At 45.7% G+C, this 22,202-nt stretch carries 16 protein-coding genes; 10 read left to right on the plus strand and 6 right to left on the minus strand.

Annotated features, from left to right (window positions below; genetic code table 11):
• Positions 1-18: 18 nt before the first annotated feature.
• Both AACR09_RS14045 and AACR09_RS14050 read left to right on the plus strand, forming a co-directional pair.
• A complete protein-coding gene (locus AACR09_RS14045; RefSeq protein WP_193835220.1) occupies positions 19-2,466 on the plus strand; it encodes a M9 family metallopeptidase in 2,448 nt (815 codons plus the stop codon).
• 222 nt (positions 2,467-2,688) lie between these two features.
• Positions 2,689-3,081 (plus strand): cystatin family protein, encoded by a 393-nt coding sequence (locus tag AACR09_RS14050; RefSeq protein ID WP_151417071.1) that lies wholly within the window; start codon positions 2,689-2,691, stop codon positions 3,079-3,081.
• A 122-nt stretch (positions 3,082-3,203) separates the two neighbouring features.
• Here the strand turns inward: AACR09_RS14050 and AACR09_RS14055 are convergent, their stop codons facing one another.
• Positions 3,204-3,782 carry a hypothetical protein gene (locus tag AACR09_RS14055; RefSeq protein ID WP_029404990.1) on the minus strand — a complete coding sequence of 193 codons (579 nt, stop codon included), beginning with the start codon at positions 3,780-3,782 and terminating at the stop codon, positions 3,204-3,206.
• 272 nt (positions 3,783-4,054) lie between these two features.
• On the minus strand, positions 4,055-5,653 hold the full coding sequence (locus AACR09_RS14060; protein ID WP_017091722.1) for an isocitrate lyase: 1,599 nt from the start codon (positions 5,651-5,653) through the stop codon (positions 4,055-4,057).
• Positions 5,654-5,794: 141 nt separating this feature from the next.
• Between AACR09_RS14060 and AACR09_RS14065 the strand changes: the two genes are divergently transcribed.
• Positions 5,795-6,748, plus strand: a complete 954-nt coding sequence (locus AACR09_RS14065) for a LysR family transcriptional regulator (protein ID WP_017077357.1) — start codon at positions 5,795-5,797, stop codon at positions 6,746-6,748.
• 174 nt (positions 6,749-6,922) lie between these two features.
• Positions 6,923-9,106: a malate synthase G gene (locus AACR09_RS14070; RefSeq protein ID WP_193835221.1), complete on the plus strand. Its 2,184-nt coding sequence runs from the start codon at positions 6,923-6,925 to the stop codon at positions 9,104-9,106.
• Between the two features lie 209 nt (positions 9,107-9,315).
• Here the strand turns inward: AACR09_RS14070 and AACR09_RS14075 are convergent, their stop codons facing one another.
• Both AACR09_RS14075 and AACR09_RS14080 read right to left on the minus strand, forming a co-directional pair.
• Complete coding sequence (locus AACR09_RS14075) at positions 9,316-10,743, minus strand: NAD-dependent succinate-semialdehyde dehydrogenase (protein WP_193835222.1); 1,428 nt, start codon at positions 10,741-10,743, stop codon at positions 9,316-9,318.
• A gap of 196 nt (positions 10,744-10,939) precedes the next feature.
• On the minus strand, positions 10,940-11,728 hold the full coding sequence (locus tag AACR09_RS14080; protein WP_004731927.1) for an IclR family transcriptional regulator: 789 nt from the start codon (positions 11,726-11,728) through the stop codon (positions 10,940-10,942).
• 153 nt (positions 11,729-11,881) lie between these two features.
• On the opposite strand from AACR09_RS14080, the gene pta reads away from it, so the two are divergent.
• A complete protein-coding gene (gene pta / locus AACR09_RS14085) occupies positions 11,882-12,955 on the plus strand; it encodes a phosphate acetyltransferase (protein WP_193835223.1) in 1,074 nt (357 codons plus the stop codon).
• Between the two features lie 61 nt (positions 12,956-13,016).
• Positions 13,017-13,781, plus strand: coding sequence for a TSUP family transporter (locus tag AACR09_RS14090; protein ID WP_017081887.1), 765 nt, complete (start codon positions 13,017-13,019; stop codon positions 13,779-13,781).
• Between the two features lie 84 nt (positions 13,782-13,865).
• On the opposite strand, the gene AACR09_RS14095 is transcribed toward AACR09_RS14090, so the two are convergent.
• Positions 13,866-15,584, minus strand: coding sequence for a cobaltochelatase CobT-related protein (locus tag AACR09_RS14095; protein WP_193835224.1), 1,719 nt, complete (start codon positions 15,582-15,584; stop codon positions 13,866-13,868).
• 3 nt (positions 15,585-15,587) lie between these two features.
• Positions 15,588-16,571: an AAA family ATPase gene (locus AACR09_RS14100; RefSeq protein ID WP_167852945.1), complete on the minus strand. Its 984-nt coding sequence runs from the start codon at positions 16,569-16,571 to the stop codon at positions 15,588-15,590.
• A gap of 262 nt (positions 16,572-16,833) precedes the next feature.
• Here AACR09_RS14100 and xsc point away from each other — a divergent pair, with 262 nt between their 5' ends.
• The 4 genes from xsc to AACR09_RS14120 all read left to right on the plus strand — a co-directional run bounded on the left by xsc (position 16,834) and on the right by AACR09_RS14120 (position 22,104).
• Entirely contained in the window at positions 16,834-18,645 is a 1,812-nt protein-coding gene (xsc, locus tag AACR09_RS14105) for a sulfoacetaldehyde acetyltransferase (protein WP_004731917.1), read from the plus strand.
• A gap of 426 nt (positions 18,646-19,071) precedes the next feature.
• Positions 19,072-19,887 (plus strand): FRG domain-containing protein, encoded by an 816-nt coding sequence (locus AACR09_RS14110; RefSeq protein ID WP_193835225.1) that lies wholly within the window; start codon positions 19,072-19,074, stop codon positions 19,885-19,887.
• A 264-nt stretch (positions 19,888-20,151) separates the two neighbouring features.
• Positions 20,152-20,589, plus strand: coding sequence for a nuclear transport factor 2 family protein (locus AACR09_RS14115; RefSeq protein ID WP_193835226.1), 438 nt, complete (start codon positions 20,152-20,154; stop codon positions 20,587-20,589).
• A 48-nt stretch (positions 20,590-20,637) separates the two neighbouring features.
• On the plus strand, positions 20,638-22,104 hold the full coding sequence (locus AACR09_RS14120; RefSeq protein WP_193835227.1) for an NAD(P)/FAD-dependent oxidoreductase: 1,467 nt from the start codon (positions 20,638-20,640) through the stop codon (positions 22,102-22,104).
• Positions 22,105-22,202: the final 98 nt, after the last annotated feature.

The following is a 22,202-nucleotide window of genomic DNA, read 5'->3' on the forward strand; positions in this document are numbered from 1 at the left end:
TTAACTAATGAGTGCCGTATGTCTCATCCCCGTTTATTCCCACGTCATCGTTTGGCGCTTGCTTGCATGATCGCCAGTGTTTCTAGTTTTTCTTTTGCCGAAAATCAATGTGATGTTGCTGATCTTCAACAGGCATCTGATCTTGCTTCTTTAGTTTCAGCAGCAGACAACGCTTGTTATAGCGCTTGGTTCTCGGCAGATGAAAGTTCATTGAACAATATCTACAGCGAAGCGAGCTTAAGTCGCATTCAATTTACGCTGAACCTAGAAATTGCCCGTTATCGAGGCGAACCTGAACAAGCTCGTAGGTTAGAAAACCTTGGTGAGTTTGTTCGTGCGGCTTATTACGTTCGCTATAACGCGCAAGCACAAGACTTCAGTGAAGCGTTGAGCCAGCGGTTTGCTCAGTCAACCATTGCCTTCCTTACCAATCCTAATGCGCTAGACCAAGGTCGTGAACAAGTTGGAGCAATGAAAAGCCTGACGCTAATGGTTGATAACGTAAAGCAACTGCCACTCACAATGGATGCACAACTTGCGGCACTGAGTCACTTCAATAGAGAGACCGCGCAAGACTCACAATGGGTCGACGGGCTAAACAATCTGTTTCGAGCAATGGCTGGTCACGCGGCTAGAGATGATTTTTACGATTATATGGCGAGTCATACTCAGCATATCGATACACTTGCAGCGTTCGCTCGTGATAACTCATGGGCACTGGATACTGATGCCGGCTTTCTTGTTTATAACGCAGTCCGTGAAACAGGTCGCTTGCTTGCAAGCCCAAACAAAGAAACTAAAGACAAAGCGTTGCGAGTTATGCAGCAAGTGATGGCACAAAACCCGCTTGGCAGTGAGCACGACAAACTTTGGTTAGCAGCGGTTGAGATGATGGGGTATTACGCTCCTGAAGGCTTAAACGGATTGGATCTTGAGCAAGCAAAACGTGATTTAGCGATGCGCGTTCTACCTAATCGTCATGAATGCCAAGGGCCTGCCATTATCCGATCTCAAGACTTGAGTGCGTCACAAGCCATTGAAGCGTGTGATGTGTTGGCGGCCAAAGAAGCACAGTTTCATCAAGTGGCGAATACGGGCCAACAACCTGTCGCCGACGATAACAACAACCGCGTTGAAGTGGCGGTATTTGGCAGTAAAGGCAGCTACACCGATTACTCTGCATTCTTGTTTGGAAACACCACCGATAACGGCGGTCAGTATTTAGAAGGAAACCCTGCTGGAGTGGGTAACGTGGCACGTTTCGTGGCTTACCGTTACGCCAATGGCGATGACCTTTCTATTCTCAATTTAGAGCATGAATATACTCACTATCTCGATGCGCGCTTTAACCAGTATGGTTCCTTTAGTGACAATTTGGCTCATGGTTATGTGGTGTGGTGGCTAGAAGGTTTTGCCGAGTTCATGCATTACCAGCAAGGCTACGATGCCGCGATTAATTTGATTGCTAGTGGAAAAATGAGTCTGTCGGATGTGTTTGCGACCACTTACTCCCACGATTCTAATCGTATCTACCGATGGGGTTACTTAGCGGTGCGCTTTATGATGGAAGAACACCCGCAAGATGTTGAAAGCTTATTGGCATTGTCTCGTTCTGGTCAGTTTGCCGAATGGGCGCAGCAAGTGGAAGTGTTTGGGCAACAATACAATGGTGAGTTTGAACGTTGGTTAGAATCTGTCTCAACCGAGCCTGAAATACCAAACCCGGGCTCGAACCCAGGAGAGCCAGCTGATCCCACAGAGAAGTTCACTGTGCTTGTCGCGAACCAAAGCGTAGTGCTGAGCGGAGAGGCGTATAGCGAGCAGTTGTTTTATGTTGATGTGCCAGAAAACACCAAGCATTTCGAGGTTTCTATTGAAGGTAATGCTCTAGGACAAAGCCAAGGTGATGCTGACCTCTACGTGAGTTACAACAAACAGGCGCATTACTATGATTTTGAATTCAGCCAATATGGTAATGGCAGCAATGAGCATGTGACGTTTGAACCAGAGGCATCAGGTTATATCAAACCGGGACGCTACTACATGAGTATTGCGGGGCGTACCGATTTCAATGATGTGGCACTGTTGGCTTCGCTAGAAACAGAAACGCCAACACCACCAACACAAGAACAAGATGATTTAACGCCTGTAGTATTGGAATCCGGTCAGGCTCAAGTATTGACTGTGCACCAACGACGTTATGCAGCAGTCTATGTACCACAGGGCGTACAAGAGGTTCGAGTGTGGTTGAACGATAAGAATACTGAGCAACCAAATCGAGGCAACGTTGATCTGTTCGCCAGTCACTCATATTGGCCAACGGCAGGGCAACATGACTATGCGTCTGATTACCGTGGTAGCAATGAGTACCTACAAATCCCTGTAACAGAAGAAGGCTATGTGCACTTCTTACTTAGTGCTGAGCAACAAGGAGATGATGTCGAGATGTTGGTGTACTTTCATTAAGACACTAACCTCAATGGCTTTTTATCATCAATGATATTTAAGCCATTGAGATAAAAAGCTGAGCATGAGTGCTCGGCTTTGTTTTTCTGACAGTGTTCTGTGTTTAGGGGAGCGCTACAGCATAATTTCTGATGAAGTGATGACATTCGAGGTTTAAGCTTGTCTGCATATGAAACATCATTGCGGGTAACGCCTCGTGAATGACAGAGGTAAAGAGAATTTATGAAGAAAGTACGATTAACATCATTACTTGGAGTAGCAACCTTGTTTAGTGTCGCTGTGTTAGCAGGATGCAGTCAGAAATCTGAGGTTCCAGTTCAATCACAAGAGAATCCGAATCCGATTTGTAGCACTAAAAATCTGACGGGTGGTTGGTCGCAAAGTGATATCACACCACAAGCTAAGCAAGCGTTAGACGTCGTTCTTGGCCAAATGAACACCTCTGCTAAGCTCAAACAGATCTTGAGTGTTCGAACTCAGGTTGTCGCGGGTTTGAACTATGCTATCGAGTTTGAAATGGATAATGGTGAAGTGTGGAATACCGTTGTGTATCGCTCGCTACAAGGTGACATTGAAATGACGCAACCTGCACAGCAAGGTCGTCTGTGTCTATAGATTAACTGGTCCATAAATTAACTGGTCTATTGATTAACTAGCATGTAAATAACTTCGCACATAAAAAATGGCTCCTAATTTGGAGCCATTTTTATTCTGCTTAGAGGCGTTTTTAAACGTTACTAGTTTGCCAATGCGGGTTCCGATAACTCTTGAACACAAGCTCGGCTGATGTCTTCATCAATGTAGGCCATCCCAAGTTTATTCAGATAGTCCATACGATCGGCTGAGCGAAGCTCGATGTCGGGGCCTGCAATGTTGTTCTCTTGATAGATCTCGGTGAGGTGAGACATGAATTGCTCGCCAACACTCATCATCAATAAGCTCATTGCGCCAACGTCCGGTCTGACTTTTGCTTGTTGTTTGTCAGATAGATTGACGGCTAACACGATAGGTTGCTCTTCACCCTCAAAACGAGTGCTGCGCTCGCGAATGGTTTGCTGAGCCCAGTAATACGCCAGTTCTTTACTCTGAGTTAAGAAGACGGGTTCAACGGATTCTGTGTAGTTATTGCCAATCGTTGCCATGGTTTTTGAAGCGGCCTCGTTGAGCGCTTTGTCTCCAGAGCGCTTAAGCCCTTGACCTTGAATAGACGCGAGTAAAGCTGAAGATGTGCCGTGATACCAAGTATCACCCGTTGCGAAACCATTTTCTGATAACAGTGTTTTTGCATCTTGTAGGTGTGTCGGAATTGAAGTCATAGGCACTCTCAAAAAATAAGAATCTCAACAAATAGGAATCTGAACAAATATGGATACAGTTAGCTTAAACAGAAGTTGTTCGGTTAACCGTGGTGTGGAACACAAATCTGAGGCTTTGAGATAAAGCTGGCAGTAGTAGCTTTATCTCAAAGCCTTCCCCCGGATCTTACCTAAGTAAGAGAGAAGGGCGGGGGAGGCTTTAGTCTTAGCGATTAATCAAAAGTGTTAGCGACTAATCAAAAGTGTTAGCGACTAATCAAAAGTGCTAGCGATTAATCAAATTGATTCGATGTATTCGCTTCACCTGCTGCTTTTAGTGCATTCTCACCAGCAAAGTACTCTTTGTGGTCATCACCCATGTCTGAACCAGACATGTTTTGGTGTTTAACACATGCAATACCTTGACGGATTTCTTTACGTTGAACATTCGCAACGTAGCCCAACATGCCTTGGTCACCGAAGTACTCTTTCGCAAGGTTGTCAGTAGACAGCGCTGCAGTGTGGTAAGTCGGTAGTGTAATCAAGTGGTGGAAAATACCCGCTTCACGTGATGCATCGGCTTGGAATGTACGAATCTTCTCGTCAGCGCTTGCAGACAGTTCCGTTTCATCGTATTCCGCACTCATTAGGCTTGCACGGTCGTAAGCTGATACATCTTTACCTTCTGCTGCCAGTGCATCGTATGCTTGTTGACGGAAGTTTAGCGTCCAGTTGAATGATGGAGAGTTGTTGTATACCAGTTTAGCGTTAGGGTGAACTTCACGTACGCCATCCATCATCTCTTTGATTTGACCAATGTGTGGTTTCTCAGTCTCAATCCAAAGAAGGTCAGCACCCGCGTTGATTGCTTCAATACAGTCGAATACACAACGGTCTTCACCTGTACCTTCGCGGAATTGGTATAAGCCTGAAGGCAAACGCTTAGGTCGAACTAGCTTGCCGTCGCGGTTGAAACAAACATCACCTTCAGCCATATCAGCAACATCGATCTCTTCAACATCTAGGTATGAGTTGTAGATATCACCTTGGTCGCCCGGCTCTTTCACTACTGCGATTTCTTTTGTTAGACCAGCACCTTGTGAATCGGTACGAGCAACAATAACGCCGTTGTCGATGCCTAGTTCAAGGAAAGCGTAACGAAGTGCGCGAAGTTTTGCGTGGAAGTCAGCATGCGGAACCGTTACTTTGCCGTCTTGGTGACCACATTGCTTCTCATCGGCTACTTGGTTTTCGATTTGTAGACAACATGCGCCCGCTTCAATCATCTGCTTAGCCATTAGGTAAGTCGCTTCTGCGTTACCGAAACCAGCATCGATATCGGCAATGATTGGCACTACGTGTGTTACGTGGTTGTCGATTTTGTCTTGGATTCGGTCTTGTAGATTCACATCGCCAGCTTCACGTGCCGCGTCTAGCTGACGGAACAAACCACCTAACTCACGAGCATCTGCTTGGCGTAGGAAGGTGTATAGCTCTTCTACTAGGCCAGCAACTGACGTTTTCTCATGCATAGATTGGTCTGGAAGTGGACCAAAATCAGAGCGAAGTGCCGCGACCATCCAACCTGAAAGGTATAGGTAACGACGGTCTGTCTTACCATCAAAGTGCTTTTTAATCGAAATCAGCTTTTGTTGGCCGATGAAACCATGCCAGCAACCCAGAGACTGAGTGTATTGAGAGCTATCTTCGTCGTAAGCCGCCATGTCTGCACGCATAATATCTGCCGTGTATTGCGCAATATCCAGACCTGTTTTGAATTTGTTTTGAGCTCGCATACGGGCTGCAGATTCAGGGTTAATTGCATCCCATGGAGCACCAGCAGCGCTTTTTGCAACTTCAATCTTTTCGATATCTTGTGTAATTTGCGACATAACTATTCCTTAGTTTCACGTGGACATGTTGGCCAATTTGGCGAGGTCATTTGATTTGGATTAAATCTAACCATGGACAAAGAATAACCATGTATGTGATAATTTTGTTAATTTATAGTTATTATGTTCGGTATTTTTCTTATGAATATTGCTCGTGTAGACCTTAATTTACTTGTGTATTTAGACATGTTGCTACGTGAAAGAAACGTAACGCGTGCAGCAAATCAACTGGGTATTACTCAGCCAGCCATGAGTAATGGCCTACGCCGATTGCGTGATCTGTTTGAAGATCCGCTATTGGTGAGAACAAGTGAAGGGATGATACCGACCGAACGAGCACATAAGTTGCAACCACTGATTCGAAACATCTTGGTTAATGTAGAGAAGACACTGCAGCCGACCACGGAATTTAATGCAGAAGACAGTGAACGCGTGTTTCGTATCATGGCAAGTGACTACGCTGAGTCGACTATTATTCAACCCCTTCTGAAAAGGTTAAGCGAGATCGCGCCGAAAATACGACTGGATATCATGACGCCAAGTGACGTGAGTTATCAGGATGTAGAGCAAGGTACCGTTGATATAATTATCAATCGATTTGACGATATTCCACAGTCGTTCCACCAAATGAGCCTTTGGCACGACGGGTTTTCTTGCCTATTTAGTTGTGACAATCCAATAGCCGACAACTTCGATATTTTGTCTTATCTAAAGGCGCAACATATCTGGGTAAGTAAGACGGGTATGGGAACGGGGGTTGGGATCAACCCAAGCGAAGCGCAAAAGCTAGGTTGGATAGATGAAGCATTAATGCGAATTGGTAAAACGCGCAATATCACGGTGTTTACTCGACACTATTTGTCGGCGATTCTCTTCGCACAACAAAAGAATCTGATCCTGACCATTCCAACCAAAGCGGCTCAACTGCAGCGCAATAACCCTAGATTGTTGATCAAGCCTGCGCCATTTGCGATTGAACCCTTTGAGGTGAAGATGGCATGGAGTCCATTGTTGCAAACCAATCCCGACCACCAGTGGATGCGTCGCTTGATTAAAAGTGTCGCTAATGAAATCGAGAGTGGAGTGACGGAATAACACAGTTTGTAGGGTATTTTTTTTGTGAATATCCAGTATAACTGGCATAAATTAGCTAAATTTATGTCCGTTGCGTAAGTTTAATCTAGTAACGTAAATTTGAGCTAGTAACGTAAATTTAAGCCAGTTACTTAGATTTAATGAGTAGTCATCAGTTAGTTTGAGAGAGATTTTATGAGCAGTCGTATTCAACAGGGAAGCTTGAACATTGATAGCACCCTCTACCAATTAATTAATGAGCAGGTAATTCCTGGAACAGGCATTGTCGCTGAAGACTTTTGGCAATCATTTGCAACTATCCTTGAAGACTTGGCTCCCAAGAACCGCGCACTGCTTATCAAGCGTGAAGATCTTCAACATCAAATTGACGTTTGGCACCAAGAGCGTGCAGGCCAAACCCTAGATGCGGCAGAATACAAACAGTTCTTGCAACAGATAGGCTACTTAGTCCCTGAGGGCGAAGATTTTCAAGTAACCACTGCAAGCGTTGAGCCTGAAATTGCAACACAAGCGGGCCCGCAGCTCGTTGTGCCTATTATGAATGCACGTTTTGCACTTAACGCGGCTAATGCGCGTTGGGGCAGTTTATACGATGCGCTCTACGGAACCGATGTCATCAGTGAAAGTGACGGCGCGGAAAAGGGCGGAAGCTTTAACCCGGTACGCGGTGCTAAAGTGGTGAGCTACGCTCGAGGTTTTCTTGATGACGCTGCACCGTTAAACGGTGTCTCTCATAAAGATGTCACCAAATACAGCATCAGTAACGTCAGCATTGGCAATACACTGACAGCGACCTTAGACAACGGTGAAGAAGTCACTCTGATTGATCGCAACCAGTTCATTGGTTACCAAGGTGATGCAAGTGCGCCTTCAAGCATTCTGCTTAAGCACAACAACCTACATATTGAAATTCAAATTAACCCGAGCGCACCGATTGGCAGCGTTGATGTGGCTGGCATTAAGGATGTGCTGGTGGAATCGGCTCTCACCACCATTATGGATTGCGAAGACTCGGTAGCTGCGGTTGATGGTCAAGACAAAGCATTGGCTTACCGCAACTGGTTAGGCTTGATGAAAGGTGACCTACAAGAGTCGCTAGAGAAAAACGGCAAAACCATCGTTCGTAACCTTAATCCAGATCGCCAATACACCAGCGTGACGGGCGGCGAGATCTCGCTGAAAGGTCGCAGTATGTTGTTCATACGCAATGTGGGCCACCTAATGACCAACCCTGCCATTATTGATGCTCAAGGCAATGAAGTCCCTGAAGGCATTATGGATGGCATGGTCACCTCGTTAATCGCAATGCACGATTTAAAAGGCAACAGTGCTTACCAAAACTCGACCGCGAACAGTATCAATATTGTAAAACCTAAGATGCATGGTCCTGAAGAAGTCGCGTTCACCAATGAGCTGTTTGGCCGCATTGAAGATGCATTAGGGCTAGATCGATTCACGATCAAAGTCGGCATCATGGACGAAGAGCGTCGTACTTCGGTTAACCTTAAAGAATGTATTCGAGCGGCTAAAGATCGTGTTGTGTTCATCAATACAGGTTTCTTAGACCGAACGGGTGATGAGATTCACACCAGTATGGAAGCGGGACCATTCGCTCCTAAAACACAGCTGAAAACCATGACTTGGATTGGCGCATACGAAGATCAGAACGTTGATCTTGGCTTAGCTTGTGGCCTGCAAGGTAAAGCCCAGATTGGTAAAGGTATGTGGCCAGAGCCAGACAATATGGCGAAGATGATGGACGCGAAAATCGGACATCCTCAAGCGGGCGCAAATACTGCTTGGGTTCCTTCTCCAACTGCCGCGACTTTGCATGCCTTGCACTATCACAAGGTGAGTGTACCAAGCCGCCAGAAAGAGCTTCGTGAGCGAGTGAGAGCGAACGTTGATGATATTCTGACTATTCCGCTATTAGGTAATCAAAAGCTGACAGCTCAAGATATCCAAAACGAATTGGACAACAATACGCAAGGTATTCTTGGTTACGTAGTGCGTTGGATTGACCAAGGCGTCGGGTGTTCTAAGGTGCCAGATATTAACGATGTAGGTTTGATGGAAGACCGCGCTACGCTGCGTATTTCGAGCCAACACATTGCGAACTGGTTACGTCATGGGATTTGTAATGAAGCCCAAGTAATGAAAACCATGAAGCGCATGGCCGCAGTGGTGGATGAGCAAAACGCTGGCGACCCGAGCTACCGTAATATGGCACCTGACTTTGAAAACAGCATTGCATTTTCAGCAGCGTGTCAGTTGGTATTCGAAGGCTGTGCTCAGCCTAGTGGTTACACTGAGCCAGTACTGCATGCTATGCGTCTAAAACTGAAAGCGCAGGGATAGAGAAGCAACCCAATAACAAAAACAGAGAATGTAAAATACTAAAAAAAGAAACCCCCTTTAACCGAGCCCAAGGTGCCGCGCTTTTATAGCGCGGCTTTTTTTGATTCATTTTTGTGGTGGGAAAGGTGGAAAGTGGGGCAGGTTAGTGATCACTAAGACTTAATTATTTCCGAGCCCTAATCACTGCCGAAACCTAGTTACTACCAACCTTATTTTCCGCCAAAGCAAAGATACTTGATATCCATGTATTCATCGATGCCTTCTTTTGCGCCTTCACGGCCAATACCTGACTGCTTAACGCCGCCGAAGGGCGCGACCTCGGTTGAGATGAGGCCATCATTAATACCGACCATACCGTACTCAAGTGCCTCTGCGGTGTTCCATACTCGATGAATGTTCTGACTGTAGAAGTACGACGCTAATCCATAAATGGTGTCGTTTGCCATCTCAATAAGCTCTTCGTCTGTCTCGAATTGCATCACAGGAGCGACAGGACCAAAGATCTCTTGCTGAACAATGTCCATGCTGTGTTTCACATTTTTAAGAATGACAGGCTGAAGGAAAAGCCCATCAAGCTCTTGAGTTGGCGTCACAGGTGTCGCGCCTTGTTCTACCGCTCTGTCTATTAATGCTTGGATGTTGTTCTTCGCATTCTGACTGACAACAGGACCAATGGTGACACCTTCATCTAAGCCGTTACCAATCTTAAGCTGTTGAACCGCTTGATCGAATTTAGCCACGAACTCATCGTATACCTTACTGTGAACGTAGAATCGGTTTGCACAGACACATGTTTGTCCCGCATTACGGAATTTTGACGCCATTGCGCCTTGAACGGCCGCGTCGATGTCGGCATCGTCAAACACAATAAAAGGTGCGTTGCCACCGAGCTCCATTGAGGTGCGCTTGATGCCTTGTGCGGCTTGAGCCATCAAGATACTGCCCACTCGAGTCGAGCCTGTGAAAGAGATTTTTTTGATCAGTGGATGAGAAGTGAATAGGGTGCCAACTTGCTCAGGGCTTTCACCAAGAACGACTTGAAGTAGATCTTTCGGGATACCCGCTTGATAAGCCAGTTCAACCACAGCAAACGCAGAAAGCGGTGTTTCATCTGAAGGTTTTACGACAAAGCTACAACCAGCAGCTAGGGCAGGAGCTGCTTTACGAGTGATCATTGCAATAGGGAAGTTCCATGGCGTAATTGCACACGCGACTCCAATAGGCTGCTTGATGGTCACCAAGCGTTTGCCAGCGACTGTGCTAGGAATAGAATCACCATAAGTACGCTTGGCTTCTTCTGCAAACCACTCAATAAAGCTCGCGCCATACACGACTTCGCCTGTCGCTTCTGTTAACGGTTTACCCTGCTCAATCGTCATGATTCGAGCCAGATCTTCTTTGTTTTCAAGGATCAGTTGGTGCCAACGGTGCAGTGATGCAGCACGAGATTTAGCTGGAACCTTAGCCCACTCTTTCTGCGCAACATGAGCACGTTCAATCGCGTTTGCTAACTCTGCTTGTGATGAAATAGGTGCGTGTCCGACGAGTTCACCTGTCGCTGGATTTGTGACTGCAACTGCGTTGTTCGCTTCTGTCACCATAAAAGAGAGTAAGTGCTGGTTCTTAATGTTTAGCATCGTGATTCCTTTGTTGTGATTACTTTAGACGTGTTGCTTATATGCGGGTTGGCGAGTGTTCAAATGACTTCGACCAACCGTTGATTGGTCGAAGATTGTGGTCGTTAGTTCGTTAGTTCGTTAGTTTGCTAGTTCATCCTTGCTTAAGTTGTTGCTTGCGAAGTGATAGCCACTCGAAGCGGTCTAAGAAAATGACCTATTGTTGACTCCAATTATCAGACTCTATTTTCGCTAGCGCTTTTGCGGCTTTCTGAAGAGCGGGTAGGTACTTGATCGCTTCATCAGGTTTGACTCGAATTACAGGCGCTTGTATCGCTAGGCCGAGGTTTGATTGACCCGTAGATGACGGGATCAGCACGGCGATACAGACTAAGCCCGGCAAAAACTCTTCGTCATCAATCGCAAAGCCTTGGATTTTCGCTTCTTCGATGTCTTTCTCTAACATCGAATAGTCGGTAATGGTGTTCACGGTGTATTGAGTCAGTGGCACATTTTCAATTAATCGTCTGCGCTGTGACTTAGACATGTGCGCCAAAAACAGTTTTCCGCTTGCTGAGCAATGCACCGGGACGCGAGAACCTGGGTGTAGATGAAAACGAAGGGGTGCTTCAGTTTCTGCGCGATCAAGATAGATGATCTCGCCACTTGATAGCGCCGTTAGGTTACAGCTTTCACCAACTTCTGCTCTCAGGTTTTCAAGAATAGTGCGTCGGGCACTGTGCATGGTGCTATTCAACAATAGGTTTTCGGCAAGCTTTCTGAGTCGAATACCTGAGCTGTAGTGCTTCTCATCGCCGTCTCTTTGAATAATGCCTGCCGCTTCTAACTGCTGAAGCATTCGGTGCAGCGTAGGTTTTGGCAGTCCAGTTTCTTCGACTAATCCTTGAAGAGAAATAAACTCGTCTTTTTGCGCTATCACCTCTAATAGTGCAAAAAGTCGGAGAGTCGGTGTATCCCCTTGAACTGGTGGTGTTTCTGTTTGCATATAATGATCCATCCTTGCGATATGTCTATGCTTAAGAGTGTACATACCAAATCATTATTCTTCAATTATCTGAATAAAATTTGACCTTTTTTATTATTCCAATATTATAAATATAAATTATGGAACAATTAATCTCAATAAATGGAATTTAAGATGAAGGCGATTGAACGGATTATTGATAAGGCTCACTTAGATCGTAAGCGAGTGGTTTTGAGTGAAGCTGAGGACCCGCGAGTACTAGCAGCCGCAAGAATGGCGATAGACAAACAGCTCGCTCACATCACCCTAGTCGGGGATGAACCAGCGATCATCGCTGCTGCAGAATTACATCACATTGATCTTGTGGGCATTCACATTGTCTCCCCACAAGCGTCATCACTCAAAGAAGTCCTCGCTGAGCGGTTGTATACATTAAGAAAAGCGAAAGGTATGACTTACGATGATGCGCTAGAGCTGGTTCTAGACCCACTCGTTTTTGCCAATTTGATGGTCAGAGAGGGGCTGGTGGATGGCACAGTTAATGGTGCGGTTTATACCACGTCTGATGTCGTGCGAGCTGCGCTTCAGATTATCGGCCCCGCGCCAGACAGTGAATTGGTGTCCAGTTTCTTTCTGATGATGTTGTGTGAGCCTTTCCATAATCTTAAAGGCGGCATGATTTTCAGCGATTGCGGTTTGGTGATTAACCCCAATGAAACCGAGCTAGCATCGATTGCCGTGGCTGCGTCAAACAGTGCTCAAACGCTACTGATGGAAGAGCCTAAAGTCGCAATGCTGTCGTTTTCGACCAACGGCAGTGCCAAGCACGAATCGGTCGATAAGGTTCGTAACGCGGCTCAACTCGTGAAACAACGTTGTCCCGGAATCGCCGTCGATCAGGATGTTCAACTCGATGCCGCGATTGTGACTGAGATTGCAGCGAAAAAGCTGCCAGATTCAGAAGTGAAAGGCCAATCTAATGTATTGATTTTCCCCAATTTAGAAGCGGGGAACATAGGCTATAAGCTCGCAGAAAGGTTAGGTGGCGCGGTCGCGATTGGCCCGTTACTGCAAGGATTGAATCAACCTGCCAATGATTTATCCAGAGGGTGTAGCGCGGAAGATATCTTCAATGTAATTGCGGTGACCGCGGTACAAGCACAGCAAGGAAAAACAGCAAATTCAAAGACTGACGTGGCGGCTGATTCTGAAAAAAGAGATGAATCGACATTTGATTTTAGGTATTAACATCTCGCTCCTGAATCTTGCTCTCATATTCACCCCCAAAACAACCTAACTAGGACTGCTAATGGAGTTACCTGTTTTACTCGCTATTCTTGCCACCATCGCGGTGGGTACCTATTTTCAAACTGTCACCGGATTTGGCCTCGGTATCATCGTGATTGGTTTAACGGTTAGCCTTAATCTGGTTTCCTTACCCGTTATAGCCGCTGTGGTCAGTATTGTGACCTTGTTCAATTGCTTGGTCGCATTGATGGGTAAGCCACTGCTTGGGGAACTCAAGATTCTGGTGGTGTTGGTCATCGGTATTATTCCCGGCGTTTCGATGGGGGTGTACTTGCTGGACGAGTTAAGCGATTCGGCAACGCATATTCTCCGAGGACTATTGGGTGCGATGGTGCTATTCGCAGGTTTGAGTTTTATGTTCAAACCTAAAACCAGAAAGGATCGCTCGGCAACCGTATCTTTCCTTGTCTCAGGCTTTAGCTCTGGGTTAGCGGGTGGGTTGTTTGGGATGGCAGGTCCACCGATTGTTTATCATCTTTATCGGCAGCCTTTTACGCTCGATCTGGTGCGAAGCACACTGCTGATGGTTTTCGCTTGTACGTCGATGTCGCGTACTGTCAATGTCTACGCTGCAGGCGACATGGAACAGAGCATACTGTGGTTATCTGCTATTGCTGTTCCCTTGGTAGCGCTTGTCACGATGTTTGCTCGGCGCTTTCCACCGCCGCTGTCTAATGATCAACTCAGAAAGTTAGTGTTTATTGTGTTGATGTTGATAGGCGGGTATTTGATGGCGGTCTCTGCATGGTCGTTGTTTTTGGCTTAGAACGTTTTCTTTATCAAAGTTATCTTTGAAGAAGGAGGGCTTGATTCTCGTTTAATGCTTGATGACTCCCTCCTCACTGACACGTCAGCGCTTTAGCATCTCAAAGATGTTCCTACATAGCCCGAACAAGCAGCTCTCTTGTACGTCCAAGGTAATGTTGTTGCGGTGATATGGGCTCAAATCCACTCCCATCCCCACGCCATGAATCTCAATTCCGTTTTTGGTCGACTCACGTTCAATGACTTGTTTGAGGTGGTTATCCAAATAGAACTGATCGTTGGCGGTGCTGGTGGCGGTATCCATTGGGCAGCCGTCTGAGAACACGATCAAAACCTTTCGTTGAGCAGCGTGCTGTTGCAACCGCTGGCTCGCGAACTGTACCGCTTCGCCATCAATCCCTTCTTTAAAGACGTCTGCTTTACGAAGACTCGCAATGCCAAGGCGAGATCGTCTCCAATGCGTATCAAAATCCTTAAACACGATGTGCCGAACTTCGTTCAAGCGGCCTGGGTGCTTTGGTTGGCCTTGTTTAAGCCACTGTCGATAGACCTTGCCACCGTTCCAGTTGTTGGTAGTGAAGCCAATGATCTCAAATGGTATATCAGCCAATCCTACGGATTTGAGAATGGTGTCCATCAGCAGACTTAGCTTGTGACTGTGCTTTTGCATTGAACCTGAACAATCCATCAAAAACGTGATAGCACATTGATGAGATGCACCGATGTCAGGTTGATAAAAGACAGTGCGATCCAATGGCGACGTGATGAGCTTGGTGATGGTGGTGGCGTTAACAATGCCTTCTTCTAAATGGTCCTGACGTCTGTTCCTTTGTGGCGTCGCGACAAAGTTGGTGAGCATAGCGGCTAAACGGCGAGTGTTTACTTGTCTCGCCATGAGGTCATCGGTGAGTTTCTGCCTCAGTTCGAGTAATAGGGCGCGCCTGACGAGTTTATCTGCGGCGACAATTTGATCAAATTCTGAATTAAAGACCTGATAATTCGCACCCGACAACTCGAATACCTTGCTACTGCCCGTGATGTCAGTATCGACGTCTTGATCTTGAATGTCTCCATCAACGATAAGGGTAAGTTGCGCAAGGATCTTGATGTCTTCTTCGACCGTTGGCGTGGGCGAGCTATCGCTCTCTTGCTCTTGGTTGATGAGCTCTTGTGCAAGGGCTGCCAACTCGTTGGCGCAGTGTGCAAACAGTTGTTGATCGGCTCGATGTTGCTTTAAACGTTTTAGGCTGTGCCCAAAAGTAGGCACGATGCCGGCGCGAGTCGATTCAATGGTCTCAGCGATAGGCTCAGACACCGGAACGCCAGTTAAGCGGGTGTAGATGACTTGCATCAGTGTAAACAGCAACATGCCTATTCGTGATTCGGTAAAGCCATTTTGATGATATTGGTTGCTCCAATACGCAAAGTTGAATTGGATGCTGGTGGTCACGCCTTTTAGATAAGGCGGGACTTGAGATTCAATTCGGACCTGTTCGCAGAAGTCGTAAAGCAGACGTTCTATTTCGTTTTGAGGGCGTAGTGAATAGTGGAGGTCAGCGTCTGAAAGCAATAATCGCAGTGCCGATGAATCGATCTTGCCCTGCATCGATAGCTTGCTGTTTTTTAGCTCGTGGCGAGAAACAAAGGTGAGATCGTTAGTATGTGCGGACTGGTAATAACAGGGCCTATTACCTTTATAGAGACGTTCTCCTCGATAGTTCAGATTGAGTTCGCCACTGATTGCTCTGGCGACAGACACACCAATATCGAGGATCTTTTTCTGCTGAGAAGAAACATTGGCCATGGTTTACGACTCCGAGTGCGAATAGTTTTGAGTATGCGTTTCCAAGGCTTCACCAAAGCAACGGAAATAGTATTCGCTAACCAGTTCTTTCTCTTCGTCTTCACAGCGATTCAAGAATGACAACCTAAATGCCGTCGCTACATCGTCGAATATTTGGATGTTTTCAGCCCAAGTGAGCACTGTACGCGGAGACATCACAGTCGAAAGGTCGCCAGCCCGAAACCCGTTACGCGTTAATCCAGCGGTTGCGATCATTTTCTCGACCAGTTGTCGGCCACTTTCATTATTCAGTTGCGGAAGCTTAGATAACACGATTTTGGTTTCATGTTGTGGGTCTAAATAGTTGAGCGTAGCGATGATGTTCCATCTATCTAACTGACTGTGGTTAAGCACTTGAGTACCCGAATACAAACCTGAAAAGTTACCCAAGCCAAGCGTGTTGCAGGTAGCAAACAGGCGGAAAGAAGGGTGAGGTGTGATCACTCGGTTTTGCTCTAAAGAGGTGTACTTTCCGTCTTGCTCTAATAACTGCTGAATCACAAACATCACGTCAGGGCGACCAGCGTCGTACTCATCTAACACCAGTGCGATGGGTTGTTGAATGCTCTGAGGAAGAATGCCTTCTTTAAACTCTGTTACCTGCATTCCGTCTTTAATGACGATGCTGTCTTTACCAATGAAATCCAAGCGACTTAAGTGTCCGTCTAGGTTGATCCTCAAGCATGGCCAGTTCAATCTCGCGGCGATTTGTTCAATGTGAGATGACTTGCCCGTTCCGTGTGTGCCTTGAATCAGCGTGCGACGATTGGAGGTGAACCCCGCCAATATAGCCAGCGTCACTTCAGGATCAAAACAGTAATTTGGGTCGACTTTCGGCACATATTCGCCCGCATGTTCAAATGCCATCACCGTTAGGTTGCTGTCGATGCCAAAGCGTTCTCTCACACTTACCGGTTGCGTTGGTACCAATTCCGCCTCTTTCATCATATTTCCCTTTATATAGCTCATCACTTGTCGCTGCTATCGCGATATGTCATCGATTATTAACAGCTCCGGTTAAGTTAACGGCACTTTTTGTACGAAAAACTACCAATAATGTGATCTAGTTTTATTAATTAGAATGAATTGTTCCAATTTAATATAAAAAGTTGACGCGCAAAAATTCTACTACTAAGGTGAAAATGAATTCGAAAAAGAGACAATTCATTCCGAAAAATGAAATTTTGGTTAACTCAAGGAGAATGGAAGAATGAGCGAGCAAGAAAAACGTACGGTTGTTTCCGGCACAGTAACAATGACACCATCAGAAGCGTTCGTTGAAACTATGGTTGCTAATGATGTTACCGATATGTTCGGCATCATGGGGTCGGCATTTATGGACGCAATGGATATCTTTGCTCCTGCTGGCATTCGATTGGTCCCAGTAGTACACGAGCAAGGCGCTGCCCACATGGCAGATGGTTACTCTCGTGTATCTGGTCGCCATGGCGTGGTTATCGGGCAAAATGGCCCAGGTATCAGTAACTGTGTAACAGCAATTGCAGCTGCGTTCTGGGCACATAGCCCGGTCGTAATTGTGACGCCAGAGACAGGCACTAAAACAATGGGCTTAGGTGGTTTCCAAGAATGTAACCAGCTTCCAATGTTCCAAGAGTTCACTAAGTATCAAGGACACGTAACGCACCCAGATCGTATGGCGGAATACACAGGCCGATGCTTCGACCGTGCGATGAGCGAAATGGGTCCAACTCAGCTAAATATTCCTCGTGACTACTTCTACGGTGAAACTCAAACTGAAATCCCTAAACCTGCGCGTTTAGACCGAGGTCCAGGTGGTGAAAAATCTCTAAATGAAGCGGCAGACCTGATTGCTGAAGCGAAATTCCCAGTCATCATTTCTGGTGGCGGCGTGGTCATGGCAGATGCAGTTCAAGAGTGTGCGGCATTAGCAGAAAGACTGGGTGCTCCCGTTGTGAACAGCTACCTACACAATGATTCTTTCCCTGCTAGTCACCCATTATGGTGTGGTCCTTTAGGCTACCAAGGTTCGAAAGCAGCAATGAAATTGATGGCTCAAGCGGATGTGGTTATCGCTTTGGGTACACGTCTTGGTCCATTTGGTACCTTGCCTCAACATGGCATGGACTACTGGCCGAAGAACGCGAAAATCATTCAGATTGATGCTGACAACAAGATGCTTGGTCTGGTTAAGAAGATTTCGGTTGGTATCTGTGGTGATGCGAAAGCAGCTGCGGTTGCTCTATCTGAAAGGTTGGAAGGTCGTGCACTGTTGTGTGATGACAACAAAGGCGCTCGTCAAGATACAGTCGCAACAGAGAAAGCACTTTGGGAAAAAGAGCTTGATGAGTGGACACACGAACGTGACTCTTTCAGCTTGGATATGATTGAGGAAAACTCACACGAGACTCCGTTCTCTGGTGGCGAATACTTACATCCACGCCAAGTATTGCGTGAGCTAGAAAAAGCGATGCCAGAAGACGTAATGGTCTCGACGGATATCGGTAACATCAACTCAGTGGCAAACAGCTACTTACGCTTTGAAAAACCACGTAGCTTCTTTGCTGCAATGAGTTTCGGTAACTGTGGTTACGCATTCCCGACCATCATTGGTGCGAAAGCAGCGGCACCTCATCGTCCCGCTATTTCATATGCAGGCGACGGTGCGTGGGGCATGAGCCTGATGGAAACCATGACATGTGTTCGCCATAATATTCCAGTGACAGCCGTGGTATTCCACAACCGTCAATGGGGTGCAGAGAAGAAGAACCAAGTCGACTTCTACAACCGACGCTTTGTTGCCGGTGAACTAGAAAACCAAAGCTTTGCAGAGATTGCACGAGCAATGGGTGCTGAAGGTATCACGGTTGATAAGCTTGAAGATGTAGGTCCAACCTTGCAAAAAGCCATCGACATGCAGATGAACGAAGGCAAAACAACCATCATTGAAATCATGTGTACTCAGGAGTTGGGCGACCCGTTCCGCCGAGATGCACTATCAACACCGGTTCGTTTCCTAGATAAATACAAAGATTACGTATAAGCCATAGGAAGTTTGTCCGGCCACAGAAATCTCGAGAGTGTTAGAGAAAGTGCTATCGAGAATGTGGTCGGGCAATACCAACGGGTATTGGCAAGTACTTAGGTGAAGAACGTAAACGCTTAGTTCAATAATTTCCAGTTAAACATTAGAACACTAATTAAATGTTCATTAGGGAAATAAGTGGTTATAGCTATATAAACTTTGTTACTCGTTATTATTAGTCGACCATTAACTCATAGCTACTTAGTGAATGGCTCTAATACTGATACTTATTTATGAAGATATATACTTATTATTATTTTAGAAAAATACAATAACGACACTCGTTGACTATTGGTCAATCGTTATTATTAGTTGATTTTTATCATCGATTGATAGGGTTGTTGATATTTAGATTTACCGGATTTAAATTAAGTGAATCGTAGTATGCATGTTGTGGAAAATAAATATTATATAAGCTCACTCGAAGAGCTGTATAAAATAATCGATTCACTCATTACAGAGTGTAGTGGGCATCGTGGTTTGATTTATAACGTGTGTGATTATGAAAATAATAACCTGATGCCAAGCTTAGGTCGCTCAAATCGAAAGAATATTCGCCGTGTCGAACAAGAGCTTCTTTCGACCGTGAGAGTTTATGGCGGGCATTCGTTGAATGCACACGAGATAAACGATTGGTTATTGATGTGTTTAGCCAAGAAACAGGGGTTTCCAACCCGTTTACTTGAGTGGACAGATAACCTGGTCAATGCGTTGTGGTCTGTGTGTCATAGCCAAAGCAAAGACTGTATCAATATTATTAAAGCTATTGATTATCATAAGGTTAGTGTTTTTAACTCACCATGTGACCTCAATAGAACTCAGATATTCAATGTGGCTGATTGTGATCAGCAAGAGCAACGAAAGGATAAGTGGTATTCCATTCACCCATTTAAGGAAGGTGGCAATGATGCCATTCAGCCTTTGTACGATGAGAAAGAATATTCAAACGGTCTAGTGTCCGTTCATATTCTTCCATCAGCGAAAGTAAACCTGATAAAGGAATTAACCTCCATGAATGTTTTAAATGAACCGACAGAATATATTGAAGAGAAACTGGCTGATTTGAAAAATGAAGCCCATGTAGATGGTAATCAAGCAATTAATAAAGGTGAGGGTAATATCGAATTACAAGTTAATACTCATGATCGCCAGCTTGAGCAGTATGGCCGAAAGTACCATCAAGATTTTGACTTCGACTAAAGTCTAATATTTCTAATTATTTTATTTAGACCTCGTATAAATCTAGTGAGTGACTGTGTAAATAAAATTAGAACACTAATTAATTTATAAAAAGATGAAATCTGTGAGCTTAAAGATTGTTTATAAAGTAACTCGAAGTTAGAGTGGCGAAGCTTGTTATCAAGTTGTTAAATTTCACAGATCTAGTTTAAACACTCTAATAAAAAAGTGGCGCAAAGCTACTGAAATTTAAACCAATAACGAAAACATAAAGGATTCTGGAATATGAATATGCAAACCAATGCAACGACATTCGTGCTGGAAAACCAAGTCGACACCGCCTTTTTACAGTCTTTTAGTGATGCATGGAATAACCATGATATTGAAGCGCTAATGTCGTTTATGACTGAAGACTGTGTCTTCCACACCGTGGCAGGAGAAGGCGTACTTGGAAACACTATCGAAGGGTACGAAGCCGTTCGCAATAGCTTTGAATTGGTTTGGCAGAACTTTCCAGATGCAGCCTGGAGCGACCCTGTCCATTTTGTGTGTGGTGACCGCGCAGTAAGCGAATCAACGTTCTCTGCGACTAACCCTGATGGCACCGTCATCGAAGCTCGTATGGTTGATGTGTTTACCCTGAAAGAGGGGAAAATCAGCGTAAAAAATGCCTTCCGTAAAACACGACCTCTTTTGACTCCCAGCAATACTCCCAAGAGCTAGACACGAAACCAAAATCAGTCCACGTGTTATGACTAGGAGAGTCGAATTATGAGTTTAGTAATGGAACAACCGGCAGCCGATGTGCCGCCAAAGGTGACAAGCACCCAAGCACAAGAAAGTACCCAAGCAAAAGAAAGATACGACCCAAAATACGATCCACTTAAAGACAAGATCCCAGGTCACGGCAAGGAATACGCCCCGACTTATTGGGTCGATACCGCAGGCGCGCCACCTGAAGATGATGGCCCAATTACATCGGATATGGATGTGGATGTGGCGATAATCGGTTCAGGCTACACAGGCCTAAGCACCGCGATACACCTTGCTGAAATGTACGGCATTAAAGCGACTGTGATTGAAGCTAACCGTATGAGTTGGGGCTGCAGTACCCGAAATGGTGGCCAGGCTCAGTGTGCGTCAGGACGTTTGAAGCGTTCTCAGTGGATTGAACGCTGGGGACTCGAAACCGCACTGAAAATGCATCGCGAATGCGTCGATGGTATGAACACCTTTAAGTCTCTGATCAAAGACATTGATTGTGACCCACAGCCGGGCGGCCACTTATACGTTGCCCATCGTCCCAAAGTGATGGCAACACTTGAAAAAGAAGCCAAGTTGCTGCGCGACACGTTCGATTACGATGCGCAGATCTTAGATGCGGAAACCGTAAAACGTGATTACGTTGGTGATCAAGAAGCGGCAGGCGCAATGCATGAGCCAGAAGGTATTGGTATTCATGCAGGGAAACTGGCGTTTGGTTATCTAAGAAAGGCGAGAGCACTCGGCGTAAAAGTTCACCCAGCAAGCCCTGTGATGGGTTGGGAAACACGCAACGGTGTGCACTACCTGAAAACACCAGGTGGTGTGGTTAAGGCTCGCTCTGTCGGTGTTTGTACCGGTGGTTACACCAGTCAAGGTTTGCATTCAGAGCTTAAGAATCGCCTATTACCTGTACTTTCTAACTCGATGGTGACACGTCCGTTAACTCAAGACGAAATCGCCGCGTGTAACTTCAAAACCAATCAGGTGATTACTGATACCAGAATCCTACGTCATTACTACCGTTTGTTACCCGATAACCGAGTGCAGATCGGTACACGCAGTGCCATCAGTGGCAAGAATGCGCCTGAAAAGAAATACGAAGACATGTTGAGAGCGGATTTAACCCGAAAATTCCCTTCTCTCGATCAGATCAAAATCGATTATTCATGGTGGGGTTGGGTGGATGTTAGCCACGACATGATGCCAAGAATCTATCAGCCGAATCCAAAGCAATCCATATTCTACGCACTAGGGTATGGCGGCAATGGTGTGATGTACTCCGCTCAAGCAGGCAAGCGCCTTGCCCAGTGGATCGCAGGTGAAGGTCATAAGCTTGACTTGCCAATATTTGAATCAAAACTTCCGTTCCCCAACGTGAGGGAAGTGGTGGAATCTGAGATGTTTGCACCATTTCGAAGAGTAGGGCAACAGTTCCTTTATCAGTGGTATTCGTTAAAGGATGAAGTGCTTTAGCTACTCGAACATTGTTTCCAAAATAGGGAAATAGAACTACGACCAGGAAAGTTGTACCAGGTCACCTTGTGAGCAAAGTACAGGCAGGACGTCTGTAT

This window comes from Vibrio sp. OPT20 (assembly GCF_963889365.1).
GTDB classification, from domain to species: Bacteria; Pseudomonadota; Gammaproteobacteria; order Enterobacterales; family Vibrionaceae; genus Vibrio; species Vibrio splendidus.

Bases quoted from the DNA above. Each gene is read 5' to 3' on its own strand.
- xsc (WP_004731917.1), top strand. From the start codon at position 16,834: ATGAGCGAGCAAGAAAAACGTACGGTTGTTTCCGGCACAGTAACAATG.
- AACR09_RS14060 (WP_017091722.1), bottom strand. From the start codon at position 5,653: ATGTCGCAAATTACACAAGATATCGAAAAGATTGAAGTTGCAAAAAGC.
- AACR09_RS14050 (WP_151417071.1), top strand. From the start codon at position 2,689: ATGAAGAAAGTACGATTAACATCATTACTTGGAGTAGCAACCTTGTTT.
- AACR09_RS14110 (WP_193835225.1), top strand. From the start codon at position 19,072: ATGCATGTTGTGGAAAATAAATATTATATAAGCTCACTCGAAGAGCTG.
- AACR09_RS14100 (WP_167852945.1), bottom strand. From the start codon at position 16,571: ATGATGAAAGAGGCGGAATTGGTACCAACGCAACCGGTAAGTGTGAGA.
- AACR09_RS14075 (WP_193835222.1), bottom strand. From the start codon at position 10,743: ATGCTAAACATTAAGAACCAGCACTTACTCTCTTTTATGGTGACAGAA.
- AACR09_RS14045 (WP_193835220.1), top strand. From the start codon at position 19: ATGTCTCATCCCCGTTTATTCCCACGTCATCGTTTGGCGCTTGCTTGC.
- AACR09_RS14080 (WP_004731927.1), bottom strand. From the start codon at position 11,728: ATGCAAACAGAAACACCACCAGTTCAAGGGGATACACCGACTCTCCGA.
- AACR09_RS14070 (WP_193835221.1), top strand. From the start codon at position 6,923: ATGAGCAGTCGTATTCAACAGGGAAGCTTGAACATTGATAGCACCCTC.
- pta (WP_193835223.1), top strand. From the start codon at position 11,882: ATGAAGGCGATTGAACGGATTATTGATAAGGCTCACTTAGATCGTAAG.
- AACR09_RS14065 (WP_017077357.1), top strand. From the start codon at position 5,795: ATGAATATTGCTCGTGTAGACCTTAATTTACTTGTGTATTTAGACATG.
- AACR09_RS14095 (WP_193835224.1), bottom strand. From the start codon at position 15,584: ATGGCCAATGTTTCTTCTCAGCAGAAAAAGATCCTCGATATTGGTGTG.
- AACR09_RS14090 (WP_017081887.1), top strand. From the start codon at position 13,017: ATGGAGTTACCTGTTTTACTCGCTATTCTTGCCACCATCGCGGTGGGT.
- AACR09_RS14055 (WP_029404990.1), bottom strand. From the start codon at position 3,782: ATGACTTCAATTCCGACACACCTACAAGATGCAAAAACACTGTTATCA.
- AACR09_RS14120 (WP_193835227.1), top strand. From the start codon at position 20,638: ATGAGTTTAGTAATGGAACAACCGGCAGCCGATGTGCCGCCAAAGGTG.
- AACR09_RS14115 (WP_193835226.1), top strand. From the start codon at position 20,152: ATGAATATGCAAACCAATGCAACGACATTCGTGCTGGAAAACCAAGTC.